The following is a 16,135-nucleotide window of genomic DNA, read 5'->3' on the forward strand; positions in this document are numbered from 1 at the left end:
GTGGGCGGGCACCTTGGCCTTCGCCCCGGTCGGCTTCAACACCCCTGCCGGTGCTAGGAGATGACCCCCTCGGCCCGCAGTCGCTCGATGTCGGCCGCCTTCCGGCCCAGCTCCGCCAGGATCCTCTCCGTGTGCTCGCCCACGCCCGGCACCGGGTCCATGCGCGGGCTCACCCCGGACAGGTCGGCGGGCGGGACGAGGGCCTGGATGCCGGGTGCCGTGCCGGGCAGACCGACGTCGTGCCAGCGGCCGCGTTCCGTGAGCGCCGGGTGGTGGAGGAAGTCCGGGACGGAGTTCACGCCCGCGTTGGCGATGTTCGCCGCGTCCAGGAGCGCCGTCGCCGCCGCGCCGTCGAGGTCCGCGAACCGCGCCTGGATCGCCGCGTCCAGCTCCTCGCGGTGCGCCACCCGCGCCGAACCGTCGGCGAAGCGCGGGTCGGCCACCAGCTCGGGCCGCCCCAGGAAGTCCTCGCAGAGCGCCGCCCACTCCCGTTCGTTCTGCACGGAGAGCAGCACCTCCTTGCCGTCGGCCGCGGTGAACACGCCGTACGGCGCCACCGTCGCGTGCCGGGCGCCGACGCGCGGGGGCTGCGTGCCGCCGTACCGCGTGTAGTACGCGGGCTGGCTCATCCACTCGGCGAGCGCGTCGAAGAGGGACACCTCCACGGCGGGCGCCCGGCCGGTCGTCGCGCGCGTGAACAGCGCCGACAGGATGCCGCTGTAGGCGTACATCCCCGCCGCTATGTCGGCCACCGAGATCCCCACCCGCACGGCCTCGCCGGGCGTGCCCGTGAGCGAGAGCAGCCCGGTCTGGCACTGCACGAGCAGGTCGTACGCCTTGCGGTCCGCCCAGGAGCCGCTGGTGCCGTAGCCGCTGACCGTGCAGGTGATCAGGGACGGGTGGCGGGCCTGGAGGTCCGCCGCCGCGAGACCGAGGCGGTCGGCCGCGCCCGGCGCGAGATTCTGCACGAACACGTCGGCGCCCGCGACGAGTTCGCGCAGGACCTCCTGCCCGGACGCCGACTTCACATCCAGCGTGAGCGACTCCTTGGAGCGGTTCAGCCACACGAAATAGCTGGCCTCGCCGTGCACGGTGGTGTCGTAGCGCCGCGCGAAGTCGCCCCCGCCGGGGCGCTCCACCTTGATCACCCGGGCGCCGAGGTCGGCGAGCTGACGGGTCGCGAAGGGCGCGGCGACTGCCTGCTCCAGGCTCACGACCGTGATGCCGGCGAGCGGCAGCGGATGCGGCACGGCCCTCAGCCCCTCGTCCCGCGGTACTCCTCGTGGAACTGCTCGAACGACACCTCGTAGCCGTCCGGGTCCAGGCCCACGAAGATCCGCGCCCAGTCGGTGTCCTCGGGCTCCGTGAGCACCGGCAGGCCCTCGGCGCGCCACAGGGCGTGGGCCGCGTCGAGGTCGGGCGTCGGCACGGCCAGCGTGAAGCCGAGGCCGAGCGGGCCCCGGCGGGCCGCCGCGCCGCGCTCCTCGTCGTAGTACCCGTGCGCGTCCCGGTCCGTCAGGATCAGCCAGGTGTGGCCGAAGGTGAGATAGCGCAGGTGCGGCTGCTCGTCGTTCGGCAGCTCGCGGAAGCCGAGCCTCAAGTAGAGGTCGCCGGAGACCTGGAGATCCCTGACCCGCAGGCCGATCTTCAACTGCTTGCTGCCCATCATGCGGTACGCCCCTCCCGTGGCCGCGCCGGACGGGATCGGCCGCCCGGTGTGCGACGACCGTACCCGGGGGTGCGGGCCGGGGCGCGGCGGCCGTGCCCGGGAGCGCGGGCCGGGGCGCGACCACCGCCGTTCACCTGATGCTCACGAGGGTCGGCACGATCGGTCTCGCGCACCTTGTGCGCAGTTCAGCCAGGGCGGTCACCGTGCTGAACAGGCGCCTTTCCCGCAGTCGGCCGCACGCTCACCCGCACCACCGCTTCGCCGCACTCCCTTCGCTCCCCGTGTCGCCCCGCTTCCCCCTCTCCTCCCTCCCCGCTCCTGTCACTCCCGCCCGTCGGTCTCAGCGGACTCCCCGTCCGTCCCATCGAACGGAGAACGTGTCATGCCCGCGACACCCCTCACCCCCGCCCCCGCGACCCCGGCCGCGCCCGGCACCCCGGTCGCCCCGACCGCCGCTCCCCCTCCGGTCGCCCCGGCCACCCCCGACGCCCCCCGCTACGTCCCCTCCATCGCCGACTCCGAGGACCAGATCCGGGCCGCCCAGCGGCTGCGCTTCCAGGTCTTCGGCGAGGAGATGGGCGCCGCGCTCGACACCCCCGTGCCCGGGCACGACATCGACGCCTTCGACGCGCTCGCGGACCACCTGATCATCACCGACACCGCGAGTGGCGACGTCGTCGGCACCTACCGCCTGATCCCGCCGGGACGCACCGAACGCTCCTACTCCGACGGCGAGTTCGACCTCGCGGCGCTGCGGCCCCTGCGCTCCGCCACCGTCGAGGCCGGACGCTCCTGCGTGCACCCCGACCACCGCTCCGGCGCCGTGATCAACCTGATGTGGTCGGCCCTCGCCCGCTACGTCCTGCTGTCCGGCCACCGCTACCTGGCGGGCTGCGCCTCCGTGCCGCTCACCGACGGCGGCACCGCGGCCGCCAGCGCCTGGCTGCTCGGCACCGCCAAGCACGTCTCGCCGCCCGAGCTGCGCGTGCACCCGCACCGCCCGTGGACGCCCGGCGAGCGCGCCGGACACCGGCCGAGCTACGCCGACCTGCCGCCGCTCCTGCGCGGCTATCTGCGCCTGGGCGCCTGGATGTGCGGGGCGCCCGCGCACGACCCGGAGTTCGACTCCGCCGACTTCTTCGTGCTGCTCGACACCGAGCGCCTGAGCGACCGGCACCGCAGGTTCTTCCTCGGCGACGCCGAGCGTGGCCACGCCGCGCAGGGGAGGGGCGTGTGAACCCCTGGGCCGTGGACGCGGGCTGTCCCCGGACCTGCGCGGTGCGGCCCGCGACCCGGGTCGGGCCCGCCGAGGAGGCGCTGCGGTACGCGGCCGTCGCCCGGGAACTCGGGCGCAGCCTGCTCCTCGGTGAACGCCTCGCGGGGGACGCTGCGCCGCGCGTGCAGGCGCGGCGGGTCCTGCGGGCACTCGGCGTCGACCTGGAGGCGGCCCTCGCGCCGCTGAGCGTGCCGGGCACCGACACCGGCACGCTGATCGTCGCCAACCACATCTCGTGGCTGGACGTCGTCGCGCTGCTCGCGGTCGAGCCGGTGTCCTTCGTGGCCAAGAAGGAGATCGGCCGCTGGCCCGTGGTCGGTACGCTCGCCCGCCGCATGGGCACGCAGTTCATCGACCGCGAGGGCGGTCGGCGGGAACTGCCGCTCATGGTCGGCGAGTTGGCCAAGACGCTGGCGTCCGGGCGGTCGGTCCTTGTGTTCCCGCAGGCCACCACGTGGTGCTCGGTCGGCTCCGGGAGGTTCCGGCGGGCCGCGTTCCAGGCGGCGGTGGACGCGGGCGTGCCGGTGCGGCCGGTGACGGTGGCGTACCGGCAGGGCGGCGCGGCCAGTACGGCGGCGGCGTTCCTGGCGGACGAGGGGTTCGGGGGGTCGCTGCGGCGGGTGGCCCTCGCGCGGGGGCTCACGGTGCGGGTCAGCGCGCACGCGCCGCTGCACGGGCACGACCGGAAGATGCTGGCGGCGCAGGCGTGGGCGGCGGTGTGCGCGGGGGACGACGCCGTGGCGGAGGCGGCGGGGGAACACGGGCGGGTCGCCCTCTCGTGACCACGGCGTGTGACCGCGTACGTTCAACTCGTGTTCACGGGGTGCTCGCGCACCGCTGGCACGCTCGTCCCGCTCGCCCACCCCCCGACGAAAGAGGACCACCGGTGCCCGTCACCCGAAAGCTCCGTACCCCCCTGCTCTCCGCGAGCGCCCTCGCGGGCGCCGCCGCGCTCGTCCTCCAGACCGCGCTGCCCGCGCAGGCCGCCGTGGACTTCGACGTGACCGCGACGGTGGAGACCGCGCCGGTGTCGCACAGCGGGGACGCCGCCGACGACCCGGCGATCTGGGTGCACCCGGACGACCCGGCGAAGTCCGTCGTGGTGGGCACGGACAAGAAGGGCGCACTCGAGGTGTACGACCTCAAGGGTGCGCGCGTCCAGCGGATCGACGGGGACCACGGCAACAACGTCGACGTGCGCGGCGATGTCGTCGTGTCCGCGGACGACGAGGCCGCGGGCGGCGACGGCGCGCTGCACGTGTACCGGATCGACCCGGCCACGCGGCGCCTCAAGCACCTCAAGGACGTCCCGACCGAGGTCACCGCGCACGGCGTCTGCCTGTACCGGTCCCCGCAGTCCGGGAAGCTCTACGCCTACCCGAACTCCACCTCGGGCCGCGTCGAGCAGTGGGAACTCGCCGTCAGCGGCGACTCGGTGACGGCGACCTCCGTGCGGCTCTTCGACGCCGGGTCCGCCGTCGAGGGCTGCTACGCGGACGAGAGCAACGGCAAGCTCTACCTCGGCGAGGAGGACGTCGGCGTGTGGGTGTACGGCGCCGAGCCGGGCGCCGGGACCGCCCGCACCAAGCTCGACTCCACCGGCTCCGGCGGCCACCTGACCGCCGACACCGAGGGCATCGCCGCCGCCGGGAACCGCCTGTTCGTCTCCTCGCAGGGCAGCGACGACTTCACCGTGTACGACCGGCGCAGCGGCGCCTACCTCGGCCGCTTCGGTGTCGCGTCCGGCACCGCCGCCGACGACTGCGAGGACACCGACGGCATCGACGCGACCGCCACGGCCCTCGGGTCCGCCTTCCCCAAGGGCGTGTTCATCTGCCAGGACGGCTCCAACGGCGCGCCCGGCTCCAGCGGCAACCAGAACTTCAAGTTCGTACCGCTGGAGCGGATCACCGACCGCGTCTGAGCCCGGCCGGGCTCACCAGCCCGTGAACAGGAGGTGGTTGACGGCGAGGGCGAGCACCGCCTGAGCCGTCAGCCACGCCCGCGCGGACGGGCGTGGCAGGAGCGCCGCCGCGGGCAGCAGGAACAGCGCGAACGGCAGCCAGATGCGTTCCGTCTCCGCCTTGCTCATGCCGGACAGGTCCGCGGCGGCGACCGCGAGGAGGGCTGCGAGGGCCAGGCCCACGAGACGGTCCGTCGCCGTCGTGTCCCGGGTCCGCCAGCGGTGTACCGCGCCCGGCGCCGCCGTGAGCGTCCGCCGCAGCCCCGCCACCGTCGCGAGCCCGACGACGAACACCGTGCACGCCGGATTGGCCCACACCCAGTACCAGTACGGGCGGACGCCCGCCGCCCCCTGGTAGTAGCGCTCCACCAACAGGTGGTACGCCTCCCACCAGTCGAAGCCGAACGCCGTGAACACCAGCGGCACCACCACCGCGCCCGCCACGAAGTACGGCAGCGGGCGCGGCGAGCGGGCGATCAGCAGGACACCGGCGGCGATCACTGCGAAGAGCGTCAGGCCGTACGACAGGTAGCAGGTCAGGCCGAACAGCAGGCCGGCGCCGGTGGCGGCGAGGGCGGGGGAGCGGACCGTGCGCGTCGCCGCCAGGGTGAGCAGCGCGATCATCCAGGCCGCGACGGCCGCGAAGTAGCCGTCCGCCGACGCCCCCATCCATACGGCGGCGGGCGCGAGCACCAGGAACGGCGCCGCGCGGCGGGCCGTCGCCTCGTCCGCCAGCGCCCGCACGGTGAGGAGCACGGCGAGGACCGCCGTGCCGCCCGCCGTGATGACGAACGCGCCCGCCCAGCCACCGCCGCCCAGGCCGATCCGGTCCAGGAGGACGAACGTCAGCGGCGCGGCCGGGGGGTGGCCCGCGGTGTGCGCGGGCCAGTGGTACTCGCCGGGCACCTGCACGATGTGGTGCGTGAAGTCCCGCAGCGTCGCCGGGATGTCGTCGAACCGGTCGATCACCCGCAAGTACTCGTACTTCGTGGTGAGGCGCTCCGCGACGCCGCGGTGCCAGCCGTCGACCAGGGCGAGGGACCAGATCCAGGCGGTGGAGCCCGCCCACGCGGCGGTGAGGAGGGCCCGCCAGGGCAGGCGTGCGGCGAGCGCGGGCCCGTACGCGACGACGAGGGCGGCCACGGCGAGCGCGGCCGGGGTGCCCGGCCCGATGTGCGGGTCCCACTTGGCGTACAGGGGAGGCCAGTTGACGTGGAGGCTGCCGTCGTGGTTCTCCAGGTACCGGCCGACGACGACGGCCGCGGTGACGAGGAGGACGGCGAGGGCGGCGACGGCGAGGTCCCGGCGGGGGCCGGGCGGGCGGGGTTCGGGGTGGTTCACCCTTGGCACGGTAGGGCGCCGAGGGCGGTGGACGGCGGGTCTGCGGGCCCGCGTCACCGAACCGTCAGATCTTGTGGCCCCGAGGCGCCGTCAGCGTTTCGTCATGAGTCGTGACCGTCGAACCGCAGGTCGCGCGGCTTACGGTCGGGGCAGGGCGACGGACCCACGTCGCGTGGACCGCTGAGGACGCAGCATGCGTGACGTACCCCCACCATCCCGCAGGACCCGCCTTCGGACATCGCTCCGCGCGGCCCCGACGAGACTCAAGGACCGCTCGCCGTCGGCGCCCGGCTTCTGGCGCAGTCCGCTGCGCGGGACGTGGTTCACCGCCGTGCTCGGCACGGTGCTCCTGTTCGGGATGACCCTCCTGTTCGTCACCGGCCTGCTGTCGTACGCCGCGTACAACCCCGACCTCGCGCCGGTCAACGACAAGACACCCGACAAGGGCCTGCTCGGCTTCTACCTCTTCTCCTGGCCCACCGACCCGCACTGGCTGTACCGGCTCACCCAGGGCCTGCACGTCACCGTCGGGATCACGCTGATCCCGGTGCTCCTCGCCAAGCTGTGGTCGGTGCTCCCGAAGCTGTTCGCGCTGCCACCCGCGCGGTCCCTCGGCCACGCCCTGGAACGGCTCTCGCTGCTCCTGCTCGTGGGCGGCGCGCTCTTCGTGTTCGCGACCGGCGTCCTCAACGTCCAGTTGGAGTACGTCTTCCCCGGGTCGTTCTACCCGCTGCACTTCTACGGCGCGTGGGTGTTCTTCGCCGCCTTCGTCGCGCACGCGGCGCTGAAGCTGCCGCAGACGGTACGGGTGCTGCGCGCGGGCGGGCTGCGGGAGCGGCTGCGCACCCACGAGGGGCACGGCCCCGACGACGAGGGCGAGGACGGCCTCGCCGCGCCCCGGCCCGCCGAGCCCACCGTGTCCCGGCGCGGTGCGCTCGGCCTCGTCGGCGGTGGCTCGCTGCTCCTGTTCGCCACGACGGCGGGGCAGAGCTTCGACGGGTGGCCGCGCGCCACCGCCCTGTTCGCCCCGCACGGCGGCGCCGAACCCGGCCGCGGGCCCGGCGCCTTCCAGGTCAACAAGACCGCCCGGTCCGTGGGCGTCGGCCCGGACCGCACCGGCGAGTCCTGGCGGCTCGTCGTCGCGGGCCCCGGCCGCACCCTGCGCCTGACCCGCGCCGACCTGCTCGGCCTGGCCCAGCACACCGCCGACCTGCCCATCGCCTGCGTCGAGGGCTGGTCGACGTCCGACCAGGCGTGGAGCGGCGTACGGCTGCGGGACCTCGCCGCGCTCGCCGGGTACGAGGACGACGCACCCGCCGTACTCGTCGAATCACTCCAGCTCCGGGGCTCCTTCCGCAAGGCGGCCCTGCGCGACAACCAGGTCCGCGACCCCCGCTCCCTGCTGGCGCTGCGCGTCAACGGCGCCGACCTGACGCCGGACCACGGCTACCCGGCCCGCGTCATCGTGCCCGCCGCGCCGGGCGTACTGAACACCAAATGGGTGTCCCGGCTGACCTTCGGAGAACTGTGATGAAGCGTGTGCACGCCTCGACGAAGCAGGTGACCGCCCCGCTGAAGCGCGTGACCGCCCTCGTGCGGCGCTGGTACGGGGAAGGCCCGCTCCACCTTCTGCTGCTGCTCGCCTCGTTCGCGCTCGCGCTCTACGCGGGCGTGCGGCTGCTCGCCGACGACTGGGTGATGGTCGCGGTGTGGTTCGTGGGGGCGGCGCTGCTGCACGACCTGGTCCTGGTGCCGGTGTACGCGGCCGCCGACCGCGCGGTGACGGCACTCGTCGGCGGACGCGACGGTGGCCGCCGGGAGCGGACGATGTACGTCCGCGTCCCGGCGGCGCTGTCCCTGCTGCTCCTGCTGGTCTGGTACCCGCTGATCACCCGTCAGGTGCCGCGCTACGAACGGTCGACGGCACTGCCCGCCGACGTGTTCCTGACGCGCTGGCTGCTGGTGACGGCGGCGCTGTTCGCGGGCTCGGCGCTGTGGTTCGCGGTGCGCGCGTGGTCGGCGGCACGGTCGGCGTCGCGGTCGGGGCGGGAGGAGGGCGCGGGGCGGGGGTGACGCGGGGTGGGGGTGTGCGCGGCAGCAGTGTGTACGGCAGGGGTGTGTGCGGCGGGGCTGTGCGCCTTGGGTGTGTGTGCGGCAGGGCTGTGCGCGGTCGGGCGGTCTGCCGTGGCCCGCGCCCGCTGTGCGTCCGGTACGGCCCGTGCCGCGCGCCCCTCGGCCTCCTCGTGGGGGTCCCGGCGGCGCAGCGCCACGAAGCGGCGGCCGTCCGCCGACCATTGGTCGGCGACCTGCCAGCCCGCCGCGCGGGCGTGGCCGATGAGCGCGGGCGTGCCGATCCTGGCCCAGGGGAAGGCCTCGCCGGGATCGGCAAGTCCCCTGCCGTCGTCGAGATGCACCCGCACCCGCTCGTCGATGTCGACGGGCGCGGTCTCGGCGATGAGCAGACCGCGCGGCGCCAGGAGTTCGGCCACCCGCGCGAGCAGCGCGGCGGGGTCGCCCCCGATGCCGATGTTGCCGTCCATGAGCAGCGCGGTGCCCCAACGCCCCTCGCCGGGCAGCGTCTCGAACACCGACCGGCGCAGGGCCGTCCCGCCGAGTGCCAGTGTGTGCAGGACCGCCGCCTCGCTCACGTCGATGCCGAGCGCGCGCCGGCCGAGCGCGGCGAGCGCGGCCACCAGGCGGCCGGGGCCGCAGCCGATGTCGAGGACGGGCTCCGCGCAGCGACGCAGCGCCGACAGGTCGGCCGGGTCGGGCGCCGCGCACCAGCGCTCCACGTCCAGCGGCAGCAGCCAGCCGTCCGTACGGCGCAGGAACAGCGGGCCGCGCCCGGCGCGCAGCGCGTCGGCGTACGGCCCCGCGCACCACGAAGGGACCGCGTCCGGAGGGGGTGCGACCGTGCTCATCGGCGCCCGGCCCCGGCCAGGCGGGCGAGTTCCGCCGCGAACCGGGTGTCCGGCGCGGCCGCCGCGACCGCCGCCGCGTCGGCCGCCGTGTCGACGTCCCGCAGCACCGGCAGGTCGCGCACACGCAGGCCCGCGGCGGTGAGGCGGGCGCGCTGCACGGCGCCCGTGGTCGGCGTCGACATCGGCACGCCCCGCAGCAGCCCCGGATCGGGTACGGCCAGGCCGAGTGCCCAGAACCCGCCGTCCGCCGCAGGACCGAACCAGGCGTCGGCGGCCCGCCAGGCGTCCCCCGCGAGCACGGGGGCGAGCAGCGCGGGGGAGACCTGCGGGGTGTCCATGCCGACGAGCAGCGCGGGCCCCGCACAGACCCCGAACGCCCCGGCGAGCCGCTCGTCCAACCCGCCCGCACCCTGCGGCACTACCTCGAAGCCGTCCGGGAGCCAGGGCCCGGGCGCCCCGTCGAGGACGAGCACCCGCCGCCGCGCGGGCACGTCGAGCACGACGTGCAGGGTGTCGACGAGCGCGGCCTCGGCGAGCCGGGCGGCCTCAGCGGGCGAGTAGGGCGGGGTGAGCCGGGTCTTCACCCGGCCGGGGACGGGGGCCTTGGCGATGATGAGGAGGGTGAGGTCGGTGGTCATCGCGTCCAGCCCTCCCGCGTCGGCCGCGCCGCCGTGCCCGGAGGTTCGGCGAGTACGGCGCGCATGTCCCGTACCGCCTGCCAGGTGCCCCGCCACGTACCGGTGACCTTCGACTTGCCGGTGCGCGGCAGGTAGGGCACGTCGCGCTCCTCGACCCGCCAGCCCGCGTCGGCGGCCCGCACCACCATCTGCAGCGGGTAGCCGCTGCGCCGGTCCGTCAGGGCCAGGGCGAGCAGGTCCGCGCGGCGGGCCGCCCGCAGCGGGCCCAGGTCGTGCAGGCGCAGGCCGGTGCGGCGGCGCAGCATCCGGGCGAGGGCGAGGTTGCCCGCGCGGGCGTGGGCGGGCCAGGTGCCGCGCGCCTGGGGGCGCCGACGGCCCAGGACGAGATCGGTGCGGCCCGCGGCCACGTCGCGTACGAACGGTTCGAGGTCGCGCGGATCCAGGGACCCGTCGCAGTCGCAGAAGCAGACCACGTCCGCGTCCGCCGCGGTGAGCCCCGCGTGGCACGCGGCGCCGAAGCCGCGCCTCGGCTCGTGCACCACGGTCGCCCCGAGCGAGCGCGCCACCTCCGCGGAGCCGTCCGTGGAACCGTTGTCCACGACGATCGCGCGCCAGCCCGCCGGGACCCGCGCGAGCACCCACGGCAGCGCGGCCGCCTCGTCGAGGCAGGGCAGGACGAGGTCGGCCCGCGTGGGCGGCGGCGCGGCGGCCGGGTCCGGGGGCGCGGGGGCCGGCGACGTGAGGTCGTCCGGGGGCGCCAGGTCGTCCGGAGACGCGGAGGTGCCGGGGGCGGCGTGCGAGCCGTGGGCGTCGGGGGAGGAGTGGTTCACGGCATTCACCCTACGAAGCGAAAAGGTGCAAAAGGGGCATCGCTTCCTTACGAAACACGGACGTCCCGTCCCCGTGGAACAGGGCGACGCCGGGCTTTCGGGGACGGTGGCCCCCCCTTCGCGCCGACGGCCGCCAAGTCCTTACGAAACGAGGACAACCGCAGGCCGTGGCAGCTCTCCGTCCTCGCGCGCGGGCACGTGGTGCGAGGCTTGTCGCATGGACACACCACCCTCGGGGCCCGACGCCCACGAGCCCGCACACCCCGGCCCCGGCGCCCGCGTCCTCGTCGTGGACGACGACCGCACCGTCGCCGAGGTCGTCACCGGCTACCTGGAGCGCGCCGGGTTCGAGGTGGAGCAGGCGGAGGACGGCCCGGCCGCCCTCGAACGCGCCGCCGCCCGCCGCCCCGACCTCGTCGTGCTCGACCTGATGCTGCCCGGAATGGACGGCCTGGAGGTCTGCCGCAGGCTCCGGGCGCGGGGGCCCGTGCCCGTGATCATGCTGACGGCGCGGGGCGACGAGGACGACCGGATCCTGGGCCTGGAGGTGGGGGCCGACGACTACGTCACCAAGCCGTTCAGCCCGCGCGAACTGGTGCTCCGGGTCGAGTCGGTGCTGCGCCGCAGCCAGGCGTCCGCCCGCCCCCGCCCGCGCCCCGGCGGCGCGCTGCTGCGCACGGCGGGCATCGGCCTCGACCCCGAGGCCCGCCGCGCCACCAAGAACGGCACCGAACTCGCCTTGACCGTAAGGGAGTTCGACCTCCTCGCGTTCTTCCTGCGCCACCCCGGGCGGGCCTTCGGCCGGGAGGAGCTGATGCGCGAGGTCTGGGGCTGGGACTTCGGCGATCTGTCCACGGTGACGGTCCATGTGCGCAGGCTGCGCGGGAAGGTGGAGGACGATCCGGCGGCGCCGCGGCTGATCCAGACGGTGTGGGGGGTCGGGTACCGCCTCGACGGGGCGGATCCGTTCGATGGGGCGGGCCTGGTCGACGGGGCGGGCTCCCCTGGCGGGGAGGGCCCCCTCGGTGCGGCGAGGCGCCTCGGCGGGGAGGGCCCCCTCGGCGCGGCGGGGCCCCTCAGCGAGGCGGGCCCCCTCGGCAGGGCGGACTGGGAGCCGGGGGCGGACGTAGATCCAGCGGCGGACGTCGATCAGCGGGCGGATGCCGATCAGCGGGCGGACGCGGATGTGGACCTGGCGACGGGTACGGACCCGGCGCAGGCTGCGGACCCGAGGGCCACCGCAGCCCAGGCGACGCGTGCGGCCATGGACCCGAAGTCAGCCGCACACGCGGCCCACGCGGGCGTGGCCCCGCACCCTCAGCCCGGCGGGAGGCGCCCCCAGCCCGGCGGGAGCCACCCCCACCCCGACGGAAGTCACCCCCACCCATGACCGACATCCTCCTCATCGCCCTCTACGCCTTCCTCGGCGCTGTCGCCGCCGGTCTGCTCGGCGCCCTCGTCCTGCGCCTGCTGCGGCACCGCTCCCTGGTCGTGTCGCTGACCGTCGTCGTCGCGGTCGCCGTGACCGCGATGCTCGCCGGGACGCTGGCCGTGGCCTGGCAGATGTTTCTGTCCCGGCACGACCTGACAGTGGTCACCGTGGTCGTCGCCATGGCCGCCGCGGTGTCGCTGGCCACCGCGCTGCTGCTCGGCCGGTGGGTAGTGGCCCGCAGCAAGGCACTGACGCTCGCGGCCCGCTCCTTCGGCACGGGCGGCAGCTTCGCCGCACCCGACGAGCCCGCGACCGCCGAACTCGCGGCCCTCACCCGGGAGCTGGAGTCGACCAGCGCGCGGCTCGCCGAGTCGAGGGAGCGTGAGCGGGCCCTGGAGAGCTCCCGCCGTGAGCTGGTCGCCTGGATCTCGCACGACCTGCGGACGCCGCTCGCCGGACTGCGGGCCATGGCGGAGGCGCTGGAGGACGGCGTGGCGGCGGACCCCGACCGCTATCTGCGGCAGATCCGCACGGAGGTGGAGCGCCTGAACGGCATGGTCGGCGACCTCTTCGAGCTCTCCCGCATCCACGCGGGCGCCCTCGCCCTCTCGCCGTCGCGGATCTCCGTGTACGACCTCGTGGGCGACGCGCTCGCCGGGGCGGACCCGCTGGCGCGGGAGCACGGCGTACGGCTCGTGGGGCGCCGCATCGACGCGGTGCCGATCGAGGTCGACAGCAAGGAGATGAGCAGGGTCCTGGGGAACCTGCTGGTCAACGCGATCCGGCGGACCCCGGCCGACGGTACGGTCGCCGTCGCGGCGGAGTGCTCGGACGCCGGCGTCGTCCTGTCGGTGACGGACGGCTGCGGCGGCATCCCCGAGGAGGACCTGGGCCGGGTCTTCGACACGGGCTGGCGCGGCACCCACGCGCGTACGCCCCCGGCGGGCGCGGGCCTCGGCCTCGCCATCGTCCGCGGCATCGTCGAGGCCCACGAGGGCCGCGCGGCGGTACGCAACGTCTCCGGAGGCTGCCGGTTCGAAGTGGTCCTGCCCCAGGCGGGACCTGCGTAGGGCAGGCGGGCCCGTCGCCTTCGGCCAGGTCGCGGGGCCGGGCGACCCGCAGAGGAGCCCCGGGCCGCTGAGGGCGCCGCCGCCCCGGCCGCCCTCACCGCGCGCTCCGCGAAGCCGCCGTCACTGTGGGTCCTACGAAGCCGCCCTTGCTCCGGGCCTCGTGAAGCCGCCTTCACCGTGGGTCCTACGAAGCCGCCCTTGCTCCGGGCCCCGTGAAGCCGCCTTCACCGTGGGCGCCACGAAGCCGCCCTCGCGCCGCACCCCGTGAAGCCGCCCTCGCGCCGCACCCCGTGAAGCCGCCCTCGCGCCGCACCCCGCGAAGCCGCCCTCACTCCGGGCCCCGTGAAGCGGCCCTCACGGCCGGTGCCACGACGTCGCCGTCGCTTCGGGCCGTGCGAGTGCCCCTCCCCACAACGCCCGCCGCGCAGGCGCCCTCACCGCAGCTCCGCCCCCGCGAACTCCCGCATCCCCGCCGCGAAGCGGACCTCGGGTCGCCACCCGAGCGCCGCCCGCAGCCGCGCCGAGTCCGCCGTCACATGGCGGACGTCGCCGAGCCGGTACTCCCCGGTGACCACGGGCGCGGGTCCGCCGTGGGCGTCGGCGAGGGCGCGGGCCATCTCGCCGACGGTGTGCGGGTCGCCGCTGCCCGTGTTGAAGGCCGTGAACGTCCCGGCGGCCGCCACGTCCCGCACGGACTCCAGGGCCGTCGCCGCGGCCGCCGCCACGTCCCGTACGTGCACGAAGTCCCGCCGCTGGCCGCCGTCCTCGAAGACGCGCGGCGCCTCACCGCGGGCGAGCGCGGAGCGGAACAGGGCGGCCACCCCGGCATAGGGGGTGTCGCGGGGCATGCCGGGGCCGTACACGTTGTGGTAGCGCAGCGACACCGCGCGGCCGTCGGTCGAGCGGGCCCACGCCGCGCTCAGGTGTTCCTGGGCCAGCTTCGTCGTGGCGTACACGTTGCGCGGGTCGAGGGGCGCGTCCTCGGCCACCAGGCCGGGCGCCAACTCGGCGCCGCAGGACGGGCAGAGCGGCTCGAACCGCCCGGCCGCCAGGTCCTTCTCGGCGCGCGGCCCCGGCCGCACCACGCCGTGCCGCGCGCACACGTACCGCCCCTCTCCGTAGACGACCATCGACCCGGCGAGCACCAGGTCCCGCAGTCCGGCCCGTGCCATCGCGGCGAGCAGCACCGCCGTGCCCAGGTCGTTGCAGCCGACGTACGCGGGCGCGTCCGCGAAGTCCTTGCCGAGCCCCACCATGGCTGCCTGGTGGCACACCGCGTCGACACCGGCCAGCGCCGACTCCACGCCGTCGGGGTCGCGCACGTCGCCGACGACGAACCGCTCGCCGGCCCGGGCCGCGCGCGGCGGCCCGCCGTGCGCCGACGCGAGGACCGCGTCGTAGGAGACGACTTCGTGGCCGCGCGCGAGCAGCGCGTCGACGACGTGTGTTCCGATGAACCCGGCTCCGCCGGTGACCAGTACCCGCATGCAGCCCACGCTAAGCAGCGGACGGCCCGCACGGACCGCGCCACGGCCCCGCGTCACCGTTCCGTAAGACCCTGCCCGGGACGGCCGTCGTCGCCATGGCCGTACAGCGCCGTCGTACGGACCCCCGCCTGGAACCGCGTCCGCACCCCGAGCACCGCCATGATCCGGCTCATCCGGCGCTCCACCGTGCGCTGGGCCACGCCGAGCCGGCGGGCGATGGCGCTGTCGGTGAGTCCTGCGCGCAGATGGGCGAGCAGCAGCTCGTCGTCGGGGGAGAGCCCGGCGTGGGCGGCCGGGGCCGCGGGCCACAGGGGCGTGGCGCGCTGCCAGAGGAGTTCGAAGAGGGCGATGAGCCCTTCGAGCAGGGCGGACTGCTGGAGGACCAGGATCTCCTCCTCGCTGGGCAGCACGAACGGCACGAGCGCCACCTTGCGGTCGGCGACCACCAGCTTCAGCGGTACGTCCGCGAGCACCCGGCTCTCCTCGCCGCGCTCGGCGAGCTCCCGGGTGGCCTCCACCCGGCCGGGGCCGTCGAGGCCCGCCTGGTCGTAGATCGCGCGATAGCGCAGGCCCTTGTCGAGGCGCTCGCGCTGCACGGTGTCCTGCCGCCGCAACGGCTCCACCACGTAGGGCGGTTTGTCCAGGATCAGCATCTCGCTCTTGGCCATCTGCTGGGTCTGGAAGAACTGCTGGGCGATGGCCTCGCGCCCGCGCAGGATCAGCACCGGCGAGCCCTCGCCGCGCAGCCGCCCGGCCCGGAACTCCTCGGCGAGCCCGGCCGCGGCGAGGCGTGCGTGCGCGATCTCCTCCTGGCGGCGCAGCGCGAGGACTTCGAGCGCCACGTCGGGCGGGGCCGGGGTGAGCCGCTCCGTGCCGTCCGCGGCGCCCGTCAGGAGCCCCAGGTCGGTCAGCGAGCGCACGTGCCCGCGCACCGACTCGTCGGTGAGGCCCGTGGCCCGGGCGAGCGCGCCGAGCGTCGAGCCGGGGGCCGCGAGGAGCGCGCGGTACACACGCTCCTCGCCGGGGCCGACGCCGAGCCCGGCGAGGACCGGGGCGTGCGGGGGTGGCGGGGTCTGCTCCGGCGTCGCGTCCATGCCACCGTCTTCCCTCTTCTGCGCGTCGGAATGCCGACACTGGCGGAACTCCGACGCTCTCTTCGGCGCGGACCCCGGTACGGTCATGCCTGCCATGGATGCGGTTGTCATGAACGCCGAAGTCGCGTGCCGGAAGCGGCAGTCTGCCTGACGGCGATTTCCGCGTCCACGGCGCGTTCCGCCTTCCGGCGACGCCGCAGGCCGTGCAGGGCCGCGCGCGGCGCGCGGTACGAGACCGGCACGGGATGCCCCGGCTCTACGCCCCCGCACGTCAGGGGCGCCAACCCCCCACTCGGGGCATCCCGTGCCACCCGCGCCCCCACCTTCTTCGCGCGCCCCCGGCCCGCTGCGCGCGCTCCCCGCCCGTCGGCGGCTCCATCTGGCCCACCCGCCCCACCTGCCGCGTCGGCATCC

The 16,135-nt window shown here is 75.5% G+C and carries 13 protein-coding genes and 2 pseudogenes; 7 read left to right on the forward strand and 8 right to left on the reverse strand.

The genetic code is table 11. The features are described from left to right. Positions 1-53 precede the first annotated feature (53 nt). Positions 54-1,250: a CaiB/BaiF CoA transferase family protein gene (locus tag OO63_RS19455; protein ID WP_030358652.1), complete on the reverse strand. Its 1,197-nt coding sequence runs from the start codon at positions 1,248-1,250 to the stop codon at positions 54-56. Between the two features lie 5 nt (positions 1,251-1,255). Next, entirely contained in the window at positions 1,256-1,669 is a 414-nt protein-coding gene (locus tag OO63_RS19460) for a VOC family protein (protein WP_199819491.1), read from the reverse strand. A 382-nt stretch (positions 1,670-2,051) separates the two neighbouring features. On the opposite strand from OO63_RS19460, the gene OO63_RS19465 reads away from it, so the two are divergent. From OO63_RS19465 to OO63_RS19475, 3 genes are all read left to right on the forward strand, one after another. Beyond that, positions 2,052-2,906, forward strand: a complete 855-nt coding sequence (locus tag OO63_RS19465) for a GNAT family N-acetyltransferase (protein ID WP_030358654.1) — start codon at positions 2,052-2,054, stop codon at positions 2,904-2,906. After that, a complete protein-coding gene (locus OO63_RS19470) occupies positions 2,903-3,727 on the forward strand; it encodes a lysophospholipid acyltransferase family protein (protein ID WP_234311178.1) in 825 nt (274 codons plus the stop codon). The genes OO63_RS19465 and OO63_RS19470 overlap by 4 nt, the downstream gene beginning before the upstream one ends. A gap of 104 nt (positions 3,728-3,831) precedes the next feature. Then, positions 3,832-4,869 carry a phytase gene (locus OO63_RS19475; protein ID WP_030358656.1) on the forward strand — a complete coding sequence of 346 codons (1,038 nt, stop codon included), beginning with the start codon at positions 3,832-3,834 and terminating at the stop codon, positions 4,867-4,869. Between the two features lie 12 nt (positions 4,870-4,881). On the opposite strand, the gene OO63_RS19480 is transcribed toward OO63_RS19475, so the two are convergent. Continuing rightward, entirely contained in the window at positions 4,882-6,249 is a 1,368-nt protein-coding gene (locus tag OO63_RS19480; RefSeq protein ID WP_030358657.1) for a hypothetical protein, read from the reverse strand. 193 nt (positions 6,250-6,442) lie between these two features. Between OO63_RS19480 and OO63_RS19485 the strand changes: the two genes are divergently transcribed. Both OO63_RS19485 and OO63_RS19490 read left to right on the forward strand, forming a co-directional pair. Continuing rightward, on the forward strand, positions 6,443-7,780 hold the full coding sequence (locus OO63_RS19485) for a molybdopterin-dependent oxidoreductase (RefSeq protein ID WP_078619230.1): 1,338 nt from the start codon (positions 6,443-6,445) through the stop codon (positions 7,778-7,780). Then, on the forward strand, positions 7,780-8,322 hold the full coding sequence (locus tag OO63_RS19490) for a hypothetical protein (protein WP_234311179.1): 543 nt from the start codon (positions 7,780-7,782) through the stop codon (positions 8,320-8,322). Before OO63_RS19485 ends, OO63_RS19490 begins: the two co-directional genes overlap by 1 nt. 86 nt (positions 8,323-8,408) lie before the next feature. On the opposite strand, the pseudogene OO63_RS41490 reads toward OO63_RS19490, so the two are convergent. The 3 genes and pseudogenes from OO63_RS41490 to OO63_RS19505 all read right to left on the reverse strand — a co-directional run. Next, positions 8,409-9,170, reverse strand: a pseudogene (locus OO63_RS41490) (methyltransferase domain-containing protein); the annotation flags it as partial. Beyond that, positions 9,167-9,808 carry a TIGR04282 family arsenosugar biosynthesis glycosyltransferase gene (locus tag OO63_RS19500; RefSeq protein ID WP_030358661.1) on the reverse strand — a complete coding sequence of 214 codons (642 nt, stop codon included), beginning with the start codon at positions 9,806-9,808 and terminating at the stop codon, positions 9,167-9,169. The pseudogene OO63_RS41490 and the gene OO63_RS19500, both read right to left, overlap by 4 nt. Continuing rightward, positions 9,805-10,482 carry a glycosyltransferase family 2 protein gene (locus tag OO63_RS19505; protein WP_051811006.1) on the reverse strand — a complete coding sequence of 226 codons (678 nt, stop codon included), beginning with the start codon at positions 10,480-10,482 and terminating at the stop codon, positions 9,805-9,807. The genes OO63_RS19500 and OO63_RS19505 overlap by 4 nt, the downstream gene beginning before the upstream one ends. A 373-nt stretch (positions 10,483-10,855) precedes the next feature. On the opposite strand from OO63_RS19505, the pseudogene OO63_RS19510 reads away from it, so the two are divergent. Continuing rightward, a pseudogene (locus OO63_RS19510) lies at positions 10,856-11,596 on the forward strand (response regulator transcription factor); the annotation flags it as partial. 428 nt (positions 11,597-12,024) lie between these two features. Continuing rightward, positions 12,025-13,140, forward strand: coding sequence for a sensor histidine kinase (locus OO63_RS19515; RefSeq protein ID WP_030358664.1), 1,116 nt, complete (start codon positions 12,025-12,027; stop codon positions 13,138-13,140). Between the two features lie 434 nt (positions 13,141-13,574). Here the strand turns inward: OO63_RS19515 and OO63_RS19520 are convergent, their stop codons facing one another. Beyond that, on the reverse strand, positions 13,575-14,627 hold the full coding sequence (locus tag OO63_RS19520) for an NAD-dependent epimerase/dehydratase family protein (protein ID WP_030358665.1): 1,053 nt from the start codon (positions 14,625-14,627) through the stop codon (positions 13,575-13,577). A 53-nt stretch (positions 14,628-14,680) separates the two neighbouring features. Next, positions 14,681-15,721 (reverse strand): helix-turn-helix transcriptional regulator, encoded by a 1,041-nt coding sequence (locus OO63_RS19525; RefSeq protein WP_063750427.1) that lies wholly within the window; start codon positions 15,719-15,721, stop codon positions 14,681-14,683. Positions 15,722-16,135 lie beyond the last annotated feature (414 nt).

Origin of the sequence: Streptomyces alboflavus (assembly GCF_000716675.1) — a bacterium.
GTDB classification, from domain to species: domain Bacteria; phylum Actinomycetota; class Actinomycetes; order Streptomycetales; family Streptomycetaceae; genus Streptomyces; species Streptomyces alboflavus.